This window comes from Aquimarina spinulae, from assembly GCF_943373825.1.
In the GTDB taxonomy this organism is placed as follows: domain Bacteria; phylum Bacteroidota; class Bacteroidia; order Flavobacteriales; family Flavobacteriaceae; genus Aquimarina; species Aquimarina spinulae.
Map to the genome: position 1 here is coordinate 503,912 of NZ_CALSBP010000001.1, position 15,297 is coordinate 519,208.

At 31.6% G+C, this 15,297-nt stretch carries 15 protein-coding genes; 2 read left to right on the plus strand and 13 right to left on the minus strand.

Features of this window, described 5'->3' with window-relative positions; all coding sequences use genetic code 11:
• Window positions 1-14 precede the first annotated feature (14 nt).
• From NNH57_RS02325 to NNH57_RS02335, 3 genes are all read right to left on the minus strand, one after another.
• Window positions 15-1,226 carry a bifunctional alpha/beta hydrolase/OsmC family protein gene (locus tag NNH57_RS02325; RefSeq protein ID WP_108808599.1) on the minus strand — a complete coding sequence of 404 codons (1,212 nt, stop codon included), beginning with the start codon at window positions 1,224-1,226 and terminating at the stop codon, window positions 15-17.
• Window positions 1,227-1,343: 117 nt separating this feature from the next.
• Window positions 1,344-2,213, minus strand: coding sequence for a VOC family protein (locus NNH57_RS26505; RefSeq protein ID WP_306345557.1), 870 nt, complete (start codon window positions 2,211-2,213; stop codon window positions 1,344-1,346).
• Between the two features lie 17 nt (window positions 2,214-2,230).
• The gene (locus NNH57_RS02335; RefSeq protein ID WP_108808600.1) at window positions 2,231-2,779 is read right to left on the minus strand and encodes a type II toxin-antitoxin system RatA family toxin; all 549 of its coding nucleotides are present in this window, start codon (window positions 2,777-2,779) and stop codon (window positions 2,231-2,233) included.
• A 154-nt stretch (window positions 2,780-2,933) separates the two neighbouring features.
• Between NNH57_RS02335 and NNH57_RS02340 the strand changes: the two genes are divergently transcribed.
• Window positions 2,934-4,037, plus strand: coding sequence for a helix-turn-helix domain-containing protein (locus NNH57_RS02340; RefSeq protein WP_074407804.1), 1,104 nt, complete (start codon window positions 2,934-2,936; stop codon window positions 4,035-4,037).
• Between the two features lie 63 nt (window positions 4,038-4,100).
• On the opposite strand, the gene NNH57_RS02345 is transcribed toward NNH57_RS02340, so the two are convergent.
• The 6 genes from NNH57_RS02345 to NNH57_RS02370 form a co-directional block, all read right to left on the minus strand.
• On the minus strand, window positions 4,101-5,090 hold the full coding sequence (locus NNH57_RS02345) for a Gfo/Idh/MocA family protein (RefSeq protein ID WP_074407803.1): 990 nt from the start codon (window positions 5,088-5,090) through the stop codon (window positions 4,101-4,103).
• Window positions 5,083-5,379, minus strand: coding sequence for a SemiSWEET family transporter (locus tag NNH57_RS02350; RefSeq protein ID WP_074407802.1), 297 nt, complete (start codon window positions 5,377-5,379; stop codon window positions 5,083-5,085). Before NNH57_RS02350 ends, NNH57_RS02345 begins: the two co-directional genes overlap by 8 nt.
• A 1-nt stretch (window position 5,380) precedes the next feature.
• Window positions 5,381-5,950, minus strand: coding sequence for a sugar O-acetyltransferase (locus tag NNH57_RS02355; protein WP_108808779.1), 570 nt, complete (start codon window positions 5,948-5,950; stop codon window positions 5,381-5,383).
• A 68-nt stretch (window positions 5,951-6,018) separates the two neighbouring features.
• Window positions 6,019-6,594 (minus strand): Crp/Fnr family transcriptional regulator, encoded by a 576-nt coding sequence (locus tag NNH57_RS02360; protein ID WP_074407800.1) that lies wholly within the window; start codon window positions 6,592-6,594, stop codon window positions 6,019-6,021.
• Between the two features lie 176 nt (window positions 6,595-6,770).
• Window positions 6,771-7,457: a LytR/AlgR family response regulator transcription factor gene (locus NNH57_RS02365; protein ID WP_074407799.1), complete on the minus strand. Its 687-nt coding sequence runs from the start codon at window positions 7,455-7,457 to the stop codon at window positions 6,771-6,773.
• Window positions 7,454-8,530 (minus strand): sensor histidine kinase, encoded by a 1,077-nt coding sequence (locus NNH57_RS02370; protein WP_108808601.1) that lies wholly within the window; start codon window positions 8,528-8,530, stop codon window positions 7,454-7,456. The genes NNH57_RS02365 and NNH57_RS02370 overlap by 4 nt, the downstream gene beginning before the upstream one ends.
• 208 nt (window positions 8,531-8,738) lie before the next feature.
• On the opposite strand from NNH57_RS02370, the gene NNH57_RS02375 reads away from it, so the two are divergent.
• Window positions 8,739-10,178: a serine hydrolase domain-containing protein gene (locus NNH57_RS02375; protein WP_108808602.1), complete on the plus strand. Its 1,440-nt coding sequence runs from the start codon at window positions 8,739-8,741 to the stop codon at window positions 10,176-10,178.
• Window positions 10,179-10,397: 219 nt separating this feature from the next.
• Here the strand turns inward: NNH57_RS02375 and NNH57_RS02380 are convergent, their stop codons facing one another.
• The 4 genes from NNH57_RS02380 to NNH57_RS02395 form a co-directional block, all read right to left on the minus strand.
• On the minus strand, window positions 10,398-11,774 hold the full coding sequence (locus NNH57_RS02380; RefSeq protein ID WP_108808603.1) for a S41 family peptidase: 1,377 nt from the start codon (window positions 11,772-11,774) through the stop codon (window positions 10,398-10,400).
• A 134-nt stretch (window positions 11,775-11,908) separates the two neighbouring features.
• The gene (locus NNH57_RS02385; RefSeq protein WP_108808604.1) at window positions 11,909-13,048 is read right to left on the minus strand and encodes a helix-turn-helix domain-containing protein; all 1,140 of its coding nucleotides are present in this window, start codon (window positions 13,046-13,048) and stop codon (window positions 11,909-11,911) included.
• 218 nt (window positions 13,049-13,266) lie between these two features.
• Window positions 13,267-14,004: a class I SAM-dependent DNA methyltransferase gene (locus tag NNH57_RS02390; RefSeq protein WP_108808605.1), complete on the minus strand. Its 738-nt coding sequence runs from the start codon at window positions 14,002-14,004 to the stop codon at window positions 13,267-13,269.
• A gap of 193 nt (window positions 14,005-14,197) precedes the next feature.
• Window positions 14,198-15,115 (minus strand): cell division protein ZipA C-terminal FtsZ-binding domain-containing protein, encoded by a 918-nt coding sequence (locus NNH57_RS02395; protein WP_165944078.1) that lies wholly within the window; start codon window positions 15,113-15,115, stop codon window positions 14,198-14,200.
• Between the last annotated feature and the right edge of the window lie 182 nt (window positions 15,116-15,297).

Below are 15,297 nucleotides of genomic sequence, written 5' to 3' on the forward strand. Positions count from 1 at the left end.
AAAGATATTGATCTTTAAATTAAAGTGGTAATGACCTGCGTTTCGCTATGCAATGTTTTATGCACCGGACATTTATCTGCGATTTGTAGGATTCTGGTAATTTGTTTTTCGTCAAGATTTCCTTCAATCTTTATTTCTCTTTCGAAAGTATCGATTTTTGCTGTTGGATCTTCACAGTTTTCACAATCTATCATATGAGATTTGCTATAACTGGTATGTACTTCTACATGCTGCAAATCCCATCCTTTTCTGGCAACATACATTTTTATAGTCATAGCTGTACAAGCCGATAATCCGGCTGATACATACTCATATGGTGATGGCCCAAAATCATGGCCTCCTACACTTTCTGGTTCATCTGCAATCATATAATGGTTACCCACTTTCATTTGTGTTGTATATCCTTCAGCATTTCCCAAACTGGCAACTACATGATGTTGGCTTTTAAGTTTTGGTTCTTCAGGAATCTCAATATATCGTGATGACCATTCGGCAATAACATTTCCTGCATATACAGAATCTTCTTTTCGCATTAGTAAGTGATCTGCTCCATCTAGTGTTATAAAACTTTTTGGATGTTTTGCTGCATGATAAATTTCTTCAGCATTTTTTACGCTTACAGTAGTGTCTTGAGGAGAATGCATAACCAAAAGCGCTTTATTTAAGTTTTTAGCAATCACAGGGAGTGATTTGGTTTCCAGGTCATCTAAAAATTGTTTTTTTATTGTAAAATCTCTTCCGCTTAGGTTGATTGTGGCTTTTCCGTTTATTTGAATTTCTTCTAAACCGCTTTTTAGTAGATGAGCAACATGTTTTGGATTAGAAGGAGCCCCAATAGTTGCTACCGCTTTGATACTATCTATTTTTGCTGCTGCAAATATTGAAGCGGCACCACCAAGAGAATGCCCGACAAGCAAGGAAGGAGCTTTATACTCTTTTGCTAAAAAATGTGCTGCGGCTACTAGATCTTCAACATTACCAGAAAAGTTAGTATCCTCAAAATCACCTTCACTTTCTCCAAGTCCGGTAAAATCAAATCTCAATACACCAAACCCTTTAGAAATAAGTCCTCGACTTATATTTCGTACCGCGCCTAAGTTTTTATTACAAGTAAAACAATGCGCAAATAATGCAAAATTATGTGGATGCTGATCGGCAGGAAGCTCTAAACGCCCAGATAGTACTTGACCTTCGGCATTGATAAAAGTAACTTTAGAAAGACTCATATTAATGATAGTTTGTACTAAAGGTCGAATTTTTTGCTTTAAAATAACATTTTAAGTACTAATAATTTAAACCTGTCATGAATTCGTAGGCTGACAGGTTTTTTGATTTATACTTTTTTAATGCTGATCAACTAAAATAGGATTTCCATCAGGATCGGTAATCATAAAAGATGCAGGTCCCTCGTTCTTATCTATACCATTAGACATTGTAACTGTAATTCCTTTTCCATTTACCTTTTTATGAATGTCACGAGCATTTTCGGAATTAAAAGTAAGCGTATTTTTAGGAAACATTCCCTGAAACAAACCAATTTTCGATTCTCCGTTTTTAAGGATAGCCCATTTTTGATCCAAATTGCCATCGATCATTGTAAAACCTAGTTTTTCATAAAAGTCTTTAGAAATTTTAATATCCTTTACTGCTAATGAAATTGAAAAAATACCGAGATCCATGATTCTTTTGTTTTTGGTTACATGCCAAATGTACGACCTTCTTTTTTTCCATGTTTTGTTGGGTTGAATGTCGAATGAAGTGGTGATAAGTTCACCTTCTTTTAAACTGGAAAGATGCTTGTGAATATTTTTATTACCATTAGGATTTGTAAATTCCTGAATCATTTCGGTTTGATTTTCTTCTTTTAGAGTCATAGGGCCGATTCCTACTGTACCATCACTTCCATATTGAACAACAATACCCTGGTTTTTGGTAAAATCCCAATATTGACGAAACTCCCAAAAGATTCCTTGTTTTTTCCCTTTAATTAATCCGTAGAGTTTACCAGTGATACTTTGTTTTCCGATTCCCCATTCCCAATCCATACCGTATTGATCAAAGGGTTCATTGTTACTTTTATAGGTTTTATTATCAGTAATCCAACTCCCAATGGATTGCTCCATATTTTTAACAAACCAATCTGGAATTTTTTGTTGAGAAAATATAGTATGGGTGGATATTAAAAATATAAGTATTGTGATATATGCTTTCATAATATTGCTTTTTGGTTTTATTTTTCAGCTAATTTCTGCCAGTTGTTTAATAAAAATTCGGTGTCTTTTTCTGCTTGCTCTGTTCCCATTGATAAAAAATATCCACTTAGAAAAGGGCTTTTGAATTCGTAAGCAAAATCCAGAAAGAGACGGGTTTGCATAGTGCTTATTGCTTCTAATTTCCAGGAACCGGATAATGATTTTAGAGGAAAAGGGTAATCTTCTTTTTGAGTATTCACAACAAACTGAAACTCTTTACCAGGATTCCATAATGTACAAGTTTCTTCCCAACTACTTCCATCGGGTGCACTACAAACACGTTTCATCCCTAAACCTTCTCCTTCAACAATCTCTACATGATTAATATTGGGGGCTGTTACTTCGTGATAGCCACCCACATCAGAAATTATTTCCCAAACTTGATCTTTGGGAGCGTTAATGATTCGCTCGGCAGTAAAGTGCTGTACACCTTTGGCCTTTGGATATTGAACAAAACCATATACCAGTATAATAACAATATCAAGTACCAGAAATAAAGCTATTCCTTTTAAAATTTTACGTATCATATCTATTTTTTTAATTGTTTTTACATTATAAAAGTACCTAAGAAAATCATGGAAAGCCTTGAAAATAGGGTGCGCTCAATTAATTGAAACTCATCCGTTATATATTCTGCCTGATTCGGTTTTTCATTTAATTAAGTAGTACTATTTTTATACTATGAATAGTATAGAGTCTTTTGCATTTATGATTACTTTTCTGTTAGGAGGGGTTATTCTCGTTGGTGGTTTTGTTATTTTGGTAATTCTAAAAAGTATCTCACTTAAACAATCGAGATATTTTCTGGCCATAACTCTTTTTGGTCTCATACAGCATTTATTTACTTACTTATTGTTTACTACTCAATTGATTAGGCAATGGCCACATATGTTAGGAATTGGATATCCATTGTTATTTTTGGTAGGCCCCTGTTTTTATCTATTCGTGAGGAGTTATGCAGATTCTTCTTTTAAGTTAAAGAAAATAGACGTGATTCATATTTTACCTTTTTTAATAATGTTAATACTTCTTTTTCCCAGGTATTTAGGAAGTTCAAAAGAAAAACAAGAAATCATACAATATTATTACGATATTTTACCTGGTGGTGCAGTAGCCTTTTCTGATTGGTTGCAGGCAAGTTTACATTTGATTTTATTGTTGATATATTCGGTAGTAACTTTAGTAATGATATATAAAAAGGACAAAAAGAATAGCATTTTACTAAAACGATTTGGTGTATTGCTTACGATTTTGGCTTTTACCGAAATCATATTACAAACAGGTTTTTTACTTACAGGTGCTTCTGCAATAACGGCAGAGATTATTCTTTCTGGACTAATGTCGATAACCATATTATTATTAGGGTATTGGATCGTGGATATAAAGCAAATTCTTCCGGTATTGGAAGGGAAAAAATATAAAACATCACCATTATCTGAAACACGATCACGAGAAATACAACAACAAATACAGGCTTTTTTTGAAAATGAAGACTGGTATGTAATACCTAACTTTAAAATAGCAGATTTGTCAAAGACTATTGATGTACCATCTCATCATATCTCACAAGTATTGAGTGAGAAAATGAATTCTAATTTTTATGAAATTATGAATCATCATCGTATTAAAAAGGCTAAAAAGATGCTGCAATCTGGTGCACTACAGAAAATATCAGTTCAAGCTATAGGAGAAGAGTGTGGATTTAGTAGTAAAACCAGTTTTTACAGAGCATTTAAAAAAGTAACTTCGATGACGCCAACAGAATATCTGGGTAAAGATTTTTAAATAAAACACTGCTACAAATTAATTTTTAGTGATCTCAGAAAAGTAAAAGAGAATATAATATCACTAAGGTACCATGCTTTTTACTACAGCCCAGTTTCCTGTATCTTTAGATTCTTCAGAAGCCATTCCTATGGCTTGTAACTCTGCGACCAGATGTGCATTTGCAAAACTAGGATTCCCACTTTCTATTGCATCTAAAAAATGAGTAATCGATTCTCTCATTCCAGGCCAATCTGCATAAGGCTGCAATGCAGGGAAATATTCTATTAAAGATGTTTCTTTAGTTCTTAATTTCAGTTCTCCTGTTAAAATATCTATTTGGATATCTCCTTTACTGCCAATAATCTCTACCGTAATTACCAGTTTATCTACACTATCTATATTAACTTTTAGCTCACCCCAAATACCGTTATAATCAAAAAAACCAGAACTTCGACTTTGTCTTCTTCCATTGGTTCCATAACCATCCATAATAAGAACCCGGTTTGGAGTGGCATTTAGTACTATGTTAAGGACATGAACATACCAGAGTGATAAGCGATTGATATTTGTTATATCCTGATCAGGTTCTGGTCCCCAATTAGATCTTAAATCAATAGTTGCAGTTTGGATTTTTCCAATAGCTTCATTTTTTATGAGTTCTGCAGCTTTTGCTATAACAGGAATAAGCCCTAGTTCTAAATCGGCATGTGTGATTTGTGAAGCATTTACTAACTTTTTTAGCACTTTGGGGATCAAATCTCTGGTATGCCCAATAGGAGGTTCATAAAAGATAGCTTTGCCAGAATCTAAGGCTTTCATCACAATTTTACCATGCAAGGCATCAGGTACAGCAATCATTATGGCATCGATCGAAGGCGAATGTAGTAAATCTTCGTAATTGTTATATATATCTATGGTATCTCCAAATTGTGATTTGATAGCCGCGATGGTAGTATCACTTTTTGCAGAGATGGCAACGATATTGGCCCTGCCATCATATGTAAGAGCAGGTATATAAGCATCTTTGACCCAGTTGCCATAGCCTATGATTCCTATCTTTATTTTAGACATACTTATTTTTTTTATTTTTCTTAAAAACTATGATACATAAACCGATTTGCAAGAATAATGCGAGGCTATTGGTTGTCCATAAAGCGATTGCTTCAAATCGAAGGCCATAGATAGCCCAAAATGAATACACAAATAGCCAACCCATAACATAGCCAGGTGAAAGACTACTAGATTGCTTTGATTTATATTCTTTAATAATTTGAATAGCAGTTATAACGCAAACAAAAAAACCAATAGAAAAACCGATAATTTCAAATACTGATTCTGGTATAGATTGTAAAAAGTTCATTTTATATGGTTTTTATGATTGCACATGGATTTCCAAAAGCTAATGTATTATCAGGAATATCTTTGGTTACTACAGAACCTGCTCCTATGGTAACATTGTCACCGATAGTAACTCCGGGTAATATAACGCTGTTTCCACCGATCCATACATTATCTCCAATTTTTACAGGACTCGTTAATGTGGTGAAGGGAGCATTACCAGATTTTTGTATTCTATCAGAAGCTTTTACAGGATGCTTTGCAGTATATATCTGAACAAAAGGTGCAATTAATCCATTTTTTCCAATGGTTATTGTATTATCATCGATAAACATGCAATTGGTATTTATTACTGTGTTTTCTCCCACAGAAATATGTACTCCATAATCACAAAAAAAAGGTGATTCGATCCATGCACCATCTCCAATATGGCCTAATAAATCTGATAGTGTTTGTTTTTTACCTTCAGTATCTGTAGAATCCAGAGCATTGTATACCTGCATTAATTTTCTTGCATTATGATACATTTCGATTAATTCTGGATCTCTCGTATCATAGGATTCACCAGCCAACATTTTTTCTTTTTCGGTCATAGGCATGTTTTCTTAAATTAAATAATGACCGTACAAAATTAGCTTTGTTTGAGAAGAATATTTTTTACCTATGTTAAAAAATGTTGTTTAGCTCTTAATCTACTTAAAGTAACTTGAGTAACTCCCAAAAAAGAGGCGATATAGCCTAGCTTTACACGTTTAAATAAGTCAGATTTCTCTTTAGTAAAAGTATCATAACGTTCTTTGGCAGACTGTGTAGCCAGGGCAATGTGTCGTAATTCTAGATCAAGAAATGCTTTTTGATGTGCTATTCTGGACCAATTCGCAATTTCAATATTGGTTTTGTATAATAAGTTTAATTCATGTACGGGAATAGCGTATATAATAGAATCTTCTAATAAATCTACATATTCGAATCCCGGTTTATTTTCGTAACAACTTAACATAGAAAATGCTAATTCTCCTTCTTTACTAAACCAGGTAGTAGCTTCTTCTCCATCAATAATACAATAAGAACGAGTCAACCCTTTTTCTATGAAATAATAATTCTTATCAACGATCCCACTTTTAATAAGTACATGCTTTTTAGGAAGATGTAGTTTTGTCATTTTACTGGTTAAAGTGGCTATAGAAGCATCGCTTACAGCATACATACTTTTTATACTAGATATAATTTTTTTCACGTCCTTAAGATATAGTTCTTATTTCCAAAAGTAAGAATTTAGTATTATCCCTTACCTTATTTTGTATAATAAACGAATTCGGTATATCCCTTTTACCGTTTTGAACTGAAGTAGTTTTGATCAAAGACCTTTCAATTGTTAAAAACTATAAGTTGTATAGAGAGATTAGTTTGTGTTTATGTAGATTTCACATAGCTTTGAAAGGCTACTTTATAGGATTGTCCGATTGATAATTTAGTACCATTAATTGTTACCGAATGAGAATCAAAAGCCGAAATATGATTTACATTAATAATTGTTGATTTATGAATCTGGATAAACTTATTTCCTAATTCATCCAGGGCATTTTTAATTGATTGCCTGGCGAGAATATTTTTATCTTTAGTCATATAGCTTATATAATTACCATCTTTTTGAAGATATAAAATATCATCGATATTGGTTTTAAATTGTTGTTGGCCACTTTTTATATAGATGATGTCATTAGCTACTTCTTCTGATTTTGGTTCTTCAATAGTATCTTTAATTTTAAGTACTGCTTTCAGAAAACGTTCAAATGAAATGGGTTTTAATAAATAATCAGCAACCTGATATTCATAACTCTCTACGGCATACTCAGAATACGCTGTGGTTAATATAATTTTAGGAGATTTTTCTAGTGTTTTTATAAAAGAAATCCCCGATAATTGAGGCATATTAATATCCAGAAATATTAAATCTACATCGCACTCTTTTAAAAATACCAATGCTTCAATAGGATTTCTAAAACTACGAATGCATTCTACAAAAGATAACTTTTTGATATAACCTTGTAATAGCTCTATAGCATTAGGTTCATCATCTATAATTACAGTGGTAATCATATAGTAAGATTAATTTTTAATAGTATATAAAAGATATGCTCATCTTCTTTGATATCCAAACTATATTGATTAGGATAGATTAGGTTCAAGCGTTTTTTTACATTTTCTAAACCGATACCAGAGTATTTTTTTTCGAATTCGGTTTTTTTAAGATGATGTTTTGAGTTTTTAACTTCAAAATGTAGTAGGTTATCTTTAAACTCGAGTTTGATACGAATAAAAGATTTGGTCTGGATATCAAGACCATGTTTAAACGCATTCTCGACAAATGGAATTAACAGGGTAGGCGCAATTTTTGGGTCTTCATCATTTGTTTCTGTAATCAATGAAATTTCAAAAGGATCTTCTGTACTATATTTTAATTTTTGAAGAGCAATATAGTTTTCTATAAATTCAATTTCTTTTGAAAGTAATACTTGTTCTGCTTGAGTATCATAAATCATAAAGCGTAAAAGATCAGATAGTTTTGTTATCCCTGAAGAAGTCTCGGCATTTTCTGAACGTTCTGATATCGCTAATAAATTGTTTAATGCATTAAACATAAAGTGTGGATTGATCTGTGATTGCATCAATTGCAATTCGGCACTGATCTTTTCTTTTTCTAAAGCTTGTTGATGCGTTTCCATTTTTAGTTGATGTCTTATCATTCCATAGACCACTGCAGCAATAATAAAAAAGAGGTTATAAAATATAAAAAATCGTATCATCATAGTGTGAAACGTCGTATTCTGAAGATATACAACTCCCAACTCAATTAACAGAAGATCAGCTAAACCTAAAAGGAGTAAACTAGAAAAAACCAGGTACTTTTTAGACGAATAGTATCTTGGAGTTAAGTAAAAAGTAACGATATAAAAGAAAGGAATAATGCTTATCATTCCTATAAAATTGGGGAGAATAAAAATCCCCATTTCTATGGTTTCCTGTATAACGACTCCATCTACATCTTCTACTGTATTTTCAACTATTCCTACCTCTGTGGTCAATAGTAAAATGGCAATAGAAGCAATCCAGAATAGAATATTCAGGAAAACCTCGATCCATCGTTGTAAAGTTATTTGTTGTATACTCACAATTCAAATGTATAGATAATTGTTGAACCAATTCTGTAAAAGTGATATACTCTTAATTTATGGTACAAAACAAAAAAATAAGGTAGGAATACGTTTGATAACCTGAGTTTTGATATATATAACTTAGTTTTTACCTAGGTAACATTTTGTTGTAAACTACTGATAACCCTTTTAATATTGTCATTCAAAATCATTAAAAAAAGAACAGATGAAACATGTATTTAAAATGATAGTACTGATAAGTTTTCTACTATCCTGTAAACAAGAACCGACAATAGCACAGGAGGTAGTTAGTAGTGCTACTGTAACTAGTAAAGAAAAATTATCAGACTATCTCAATGAATTAGAAAAATCAGGATTTTCTGGAAGTATTTTGGTCGCTCAGAAAGGAAAAGTACTTCTAGAAAAAGGATATGGATATGCTAATCGAAAAAGCAAAATCAAAAGTACCCCTGAAACAGTTTTCGATATTGGTTCGATCACCAAGCAATTTACGGGAGCTGCTATTTTAAAATTAGAAATGCAGGGTAAACTTTCTGTTGAAGACAACCTTTCTAAATATATAACTAATGTACCCGATGATAAAAAAGATATCACCTTACATCATTTACTTACACATTCTTCTGGATTTCAATCAGCAATAGGAGATGATTATGAAGGTACCTCTACTCAAGAGTTTATCGCAGAAGCTTTTAAAAGAAAATTAGTATTCAGACCAGGAACCAAGTTTACATATTCTAATGTGGGGTATAGTTTCTTAGGTATTATCATTGAGAAAGTTTCGGGAATGTCTTATGAAGAGTATTTGATGAAACACTTATGGAAACCCTCTGGGATGCACCAAACCGGATATAAAAAACCTTTGTTTAAAGATATAGCAGTTGGATATCGCAAAAATAACCATTGGGGAAAGCCTACAGATAAAAAATGGGATGTAGATGGGCCATACTGGCACTTAAAAGCAAATGGAGGAGTACTATCTACTACACAAGATATGTATAAATGGCACCAGGCATTGCTAGGAGATAAAATTCTGGACGCTACAACAAAAACCAAGTACTATAGTAAACATATTGAAGAAGGAGAGGGGGCAGGATCATATTATGGATATGGATGGGCTATTTTCCCTACACCCCGTAATACCGAATTGATTGCTCATAATGGAGGTAATGGAATTTTCTTTGCCGATATGTGGCGTTATCTTGATGAAGATATCACCATTGTTATAATGACGAATGCCGTGCAACGCAAATTCGAAAATATTACTTCTCAGATTGCAGGAATACTTTTAAAACCTGATTTCAATCCTACTGTTAATGAACAATCAAAGGGAACAATAACCGGAGAAATGGCAGATCAATTAGTAAATGAATTTATGAAGATAATGAATCAAAATAATCAGGGTATCTGGAAATCTTTTATAGAAAACAGAATGACTCCAATGTTTAAAAAATCTTTTTCAATAGAGAAACATGTAGCAATGTTTAAACAATTGCATGAAGATCTTAAAGGAGGAAATATCGTACAAATCACGGTGAATGAGAATGAATTAGCTCTAGGTGTTGAAACTAAAAATGGGGTAGAACAGATTCTATTTGATGTTGTCCCTAATGCAAAAGGAGAATTAAGAATAGAAGGGATACGATAAGAATTTAATATTCTTTTCTAATAACTAAAATTGATCAATCCAGACCTATCAGAGATGTTTGAAAATATTTATTTAAGTGTACTTCGATAGGTTTGGATTGATAATTAATGGCTTAACAGTTCTATAAGTAAAATGTAATGTATAAAAGATCAAATTTCGATTAAATTCTAATCCCTTCAATTACTATAAATAGTGTTGCCTTTTGATTTCTTCTTTATTTTAATTTTTATCGATTATTTTTAGCAATTCTTCTAATATTTCGTCGTCTTCATCCAATAAATGGTCTTTAATTTTGATTTCTGGGATCACACCTTGATCTTTATTTTCGCCACTAACACGTTCAATTCGACCTTTGGGGATATCTACTTTTATACCAGTTTTAGGTAGTTTATAACTAAAAATTGAGGCGTAGAGGTTAGCATATTCTCCTGTTTCTTCACCTACGATTGTTCCAAAGCCATAATCTTGTATTTGAGCGGCGGTTACGGTAGATTGTGAATACGATTGCCGATTTACTAACACATAAATATTACCCTTAAATCTTTTTGACTTAGGTTGAGGCTCGTATAGATCAAAATCATAATCGTAAATTTTACCATTTTTGTGTTGAAACACCGATTTCCAAAAAGCTTTAGTTGTGTCTTTGGTCTGCTGCACGTGTTCTTTTAGTAATTTACTGGTTTTAAGCTGAAAGCGAGAAGACCATTTGAAAGGTTTGTCTGCAATATAGGACACCAAATAGTCACTAAATGAATCATCTCCACCTGGGTTGTTTCTTAAATCTATAACGAGGTTTTTAGATTGCTTTGCATTGATTTCAACAAAGGCCGAATCGATAAACCGACGATATTTGTCTTCATTGCCACCAAAGTTTCCAGGATTGATATAAGAAACATTAGGCATGAATCTAAACGACCTTTTGCGGTTTATGATGTCTTCTCTTTTCATCTCAAAATCATCGATGGTTTTTATGGATTTAAGTGTATGATTTTCAATACGGCCATTTTGACAAATTTTGATTTCAAATTTATCGACTCCCCCAAAAACTCGCCAATAATATCTGGGTAATGTTAAGAATTCAATTTGAGCGTTTTTAAAATAAGATCGCTCTGCCGAAATTTGTGGATAAATCTTTTCTAACACCTCTTCTATTTTAAGACCATTAATACTTAATAACTCTGTACCAATTTTAATAGTTTTATTTACAGACCAATCTTTTCTAACTAATGTCTTTCCATTTTCAAAAGCAACTTCAAGAGGAAAAATTGTTCCGCCAGATTTAGCATATCTCATATAGGATTGAACCGGAAATGGTATTCTTGTATGTCCATTATTGATTTTTGAAACAACTTGTTGAAATAAATTTGTAGCTTCTAAAAAGTTTAAAGAGTCTTTCTTAATTTTGTTCTTAACATTGTTGTATGTTACCTCAAAATCTTTTTTAGTTGTGTATGCATATAAGTTAAAATGGGTGTCTTCTAAAGATTTTTTTAATACTCTTAGATCTTCTAAAACTTGATTTTTTGAGAATTTAGTTTGACCAAAAGTAGTAAAAAAGTACAGTGATAAAAGAACTATTAGATAAATTGATTTCATTTAGTTTTGTATTTAGAAGCTTTTTAAAAAGATTTTAAATTTCTCCTTGTAAGGGAGGAACCAAAAATCTTAATTTTACGAATGTATTACTAATTCAAGCTGCAAAACTAAGGCTCAAGAAAACTCTAATCGTCCTAATGCTTCTTTTCGGACTCATTTTTTAGTTTTTTAAGATATTGACTTGGAGTTAGTTGGGTTGTTTTCTTGAAAACAAGATTAAAAGTAGACTTTGAATTAAAACCACATTCATAAGCAAGCCCTAATAACGATAGTTTATTTTGATCTGAAGATTTTAAACGTTCTATAAATGCTACAATACGATAAGAGTTAACCAAATCATAAAAATTTTGAGAACAGTTTTGATTAATTTTTAATGAAACTTGCTTAGGTTTCATTTGTAACAATTCAGAGAGCTTAGTTAAATTTAGGTCAGGATTTAAGTAAGGCTTTTTATGTTGCATTAACTCTTCCAATTTTTGTACAAACTGCTGGTCTTTTTCTACTAATTGTTTATTTGGTATTTTTTTTATTACTTCTAAATCCAAAGATGATTTATATTTTCTTAAATATCCCTTAAAACCTATCCAGCTGCATAGTATGGCCAATCCTACAAATGTGGGAAGAAAATAATACTCTTTTAAATTTCTATCAAAAATAAATCGATCTATTTCTGTAATTATATTCCATAAAATAAAAAAGGAAGCATAAATAATTATTGGAGTTTTTAACCAATTGTGTGAACGCTTATCTAATTTGGAATAATATTCCTTTAGTAAATTTTGATGTTTATAAAGTAATCTTAAAGAGATAATGCTATAGCTAATAATTGAAATGACTCCTATCCATTGCTCGGTCAAATATGCATAACTAACAGTTGGCATAGGGGTAGAATACAATCCATCTGCGCCATTTCTGTATATAGATGTTCTATAAAAGATAAATTCTAATATAAGTGGTAGAAAATGAATAGCATCTTTTCTAGAAAATTTAAAAGATGGGGTAGTTACACTTTTAGTATAAAAATATAATGCAGGACCAATACCGTATAGCATTTCTAGTTGAATATACCTAAAAACCCCAAGCATGTCATTATCTTTTAAAATATTAACCAGAACTATGTTTAACGCCATTATGGCGTAAAAAAAAGTTAACATTGCTAAAAACTTGTGGGCTAAAGTTCTGGGGCGTTTTAAAAAAATAAGCACACTTAATACTATGGCCTGAAGAGCAAAAACAGATATAATAGTAAATAAAACGGAATTTGAAGTAATCATCTACATTATTAATTTTTTTAGCTGATTCTTTAACTAAATTAATCTATTTCTTGTTATACTAAGCCTGCCGTAGCATCTCTATGCTTTTGTTTTCAAATATCTTCGATGAGTTTAATGTTGATAATTAGGATGATACACTCTACGGGTGTAGTTACACTATTCTATTCAACATTTTGTTGCCTGTACTTCTTTCTTGAAAGGAAAATAAATAGGAAACTCTATTTTTTATGAGCAATAATAACATAAGTCGGAAAAGCATATGATTTTTTCTTAATAATTTTTCTGATTTCAAAATTATTTATTTGAAGAAATATTTCAATTTCATTTATGGTAAAAGTTCGTATTATCGAATTGTCTTTTCCGATTTTAATTAATTTCTTTCCTTCTTTTTTATAATAATTTGATTCCCAAATAAAATCCATTCCTTGTTTTAAATTTAGGTTCCATTTACTTTTTCGAACATAGTACATGTTATCATAACTTGCTTCGTGTGTTATTTCTTTTCCTTCAGAAATTTCTGGTATGAATTTATTAGCATCAATAAAATCAAAACAAAATACCCCTCCTTTTTCTAAATTATTATGAATGCTTTTTAAGGTAGAATCTACATCTTGATTGCTGAGTAGATAACTAATAGTCCTTCCTGTCATTATTATGCTTTCCACTGGTTTTTCAAGTTTAAAAGAACGCATATCTCCTTTTATATATATACAATCAGGGTTTTTTATTTTGGCTATCTCCAGCATTTCTTCATTTAAATCAAAGCCCAAATATTCAAATCCATTTTTTTTAAAATATGTTGTCAGGTTCCCAGTTCCGCTACCTATTTCTAAAAGGCTTTTTTTGTTATATTTCCTAAGTACTTCACTATAAAACTCATATTCACCTTTATAATCAATAAAAGTAGCATACATTGCTTCATAAACTTTTGCTAAATCAGAATACAGCCTATTCATTTATGTTGAAATTGTTTATGAGTTTTTTGGTATTATGTTCATTTTTAAAGCCCACTTAAAGACTGGAACCACAAAATTGAATCAGTTGTAAATTAAAAACTTTGCGAACTGCATAAAGTTAAGGGAATTCTCGATTAAGCACAAGATTTTGTATTAATTATAGGGCACTGTGTTGTGTGCAGTACTTATTTCCTTAATACAGCGTTAGTGAATTGTCAGAACCCGGAATTATTCCGTTATCAGTCATTTTTTTTATTAATTCAGCCAATTGTATTAATTCTAATTGTTCATTAAAAGGTTCTCCGTTTCTATTTATGATTTGCCCACCTAATCTTGTTTGACAGTATTTTATTGAATTAATTAAAACTCTATAAACATTCATTGGGTCTGCACTTCTCGGAATAGAAAAACCAAATACTAAATTAGTAGGATTCATCTTTCCGTTTTTTATTTGTTCAGGAAGGAAGTAACCAGGTTCGGTTGAAGTCCAAACGCTAAAGTGTTGGTCAGACGCATATTCTGAACTATTATTCCAGTGAAATAAATCTCCATCTCCCCAATTAAGACCTAAACTTTGTAAAACATCCCAAACTTCTCTACCATCATACGTGCTTTGGTTTTGCAGTCCAATAAGAATGTCTTTGTCAAATAAACCATTTAGTTTTATTAACTGCTTACTTTTTTCAATTGCTGATTCTTTGGATTCTGTTTCCTTAATCTCAAAATCCAATGAGTGCTTTTCAAGTCTTTTCTTTAATTCATGAATATATTTTTCTAATTTTTTATGGTCGTAATTCGGGTTTTCTTCATTGAAAACGTCAAGAAGACTAATTGCGATTTGAATTTGGTCATATGTTTCTGGTGTTCCTCCTGCAAGAGCATAAGTCCATCTGTTATCTTCTGGAGAATGTCCGAATATTGTTGAAGAAAAATTTGTTCGCCATTCTAAATCAAATAACTCATATAATTTCTCCTGTTTGATTATTTTTCCGCTTGGTATTACTAGGTCAATAATCCATTCTCTACTCGAATCAGCTTTATACTCGACTTCCTCTTCTTTATTTTCAATTTCAGGAATTTGAAGTTGTTTTTCGTCCAATATGTGAGACATATCTTCAGAAGATTTATTAAGACCTAGCTTTTCAATTCTGTCTGCACTTTGAGATGCAGTAGATATGAAGAATTCATCTTGATTTGGTTCAGATTTTGTTTTTCTTGTCAAGAAGAAAATCACTCCGATTACTATAATTCCAATGATTAAGTATGTCATTTTATTCATTTTGTTCGAGAGTT

Excerpts from the sequence above, each read along its gene's own strand:
- NNH57_RS02340 (WP_074407804.1), top strand. The coding sequence starts at position 2,934 with ATGAATAGTATAGAGTCTTTTGCATTTATGATTACTTTTCTGTTAGGA.
- NNH57_RS02380 (WP_108808603.1), bottom strand. The coding sequence starts at position 11,774 with ATGAAATCAATTTATCTAATAGTTCTTTTATCACTGTACTTTTTTACT.
- NNH57_RS26505 (WP_306345557.1), bottom strand. The coding sequence starts at position 2,213 with ATGAAAGCATATATCACAATACTTATATTTTTAATATCCACCCATACT.
- NNH57_RS02325 (WP_108808599.1), bottom strand. The coding sequence starts at position 1,226 with ATGAGTCTTTCTAAAGTTACTTTTATCAATGCCGAAGGTCAAGTACTA.
- NNH57_RS02335 (WP_108808600.1), bottom strand. The coding sequence starts at position 2,779 with ATGATACGTAAAATTTTAAAAGGAATAGCTTTATTTCTGGTACTTGAT.
- NNH57_RS02350 (WP_074407802.1), bottom strand. The coding sequence starts at position 5,379 with ATGAACTTTTTACAATCTATACCAGAATCAGTATTTGAAATTATCGGT.
- NNH57_RS02345 (WP_074407803.1), bottom strand. The coding sequence starts at position 5,090 with ATGTCTAAAATAAAGATAGGAATCATAGGCTATGGCAACTGGGTCAAA.
- NNH57_RS02395 (WP_165944078.1), bottom strand. The coding sequence starts at position 15,115 with ATGTCTCACATATTGGACGAAAAACAACTTCAAATTCCTGAAATTGAA.
- NNH57_RS02365 (WP_074407799.1), bottom strand. The coding sequence starts at position 7,457 with ATGATTACCACTGTAATTATAGATGATGAACCTAATGCTATAGAGCTA.
- NNH57_RS02375 (WP_108808602.1), top strand. The coding sequence starts at position 8,739 with ATGAAACATGTATTTAAAATGATAGTACTGATAAGTTTTCTACTATCC.
- NNH57_RS02385 (WP_108808604.1), bottom strand. The coding sequence starts at position 13,048 with ATGATTACTTCAAATTCCGTTTTATTTACTATTATATCTGTTTTTGCT.
- NNH57_RS02390 (WP_108808605.1), bottom strand. The coding sequence starts at position 14,004 with ATGAATAGGCTGTATTCTGATTTAGCAAAAGTTTATGAAGCAATGTAT.
- NNH57_RS02355 (WP_108808779.1), bottom strand. The coding sequence starts at position 5,950 with ATGACCGAAAAAGAAAAAATGTTGGCTGGTGAATCCTATGATACGAGA.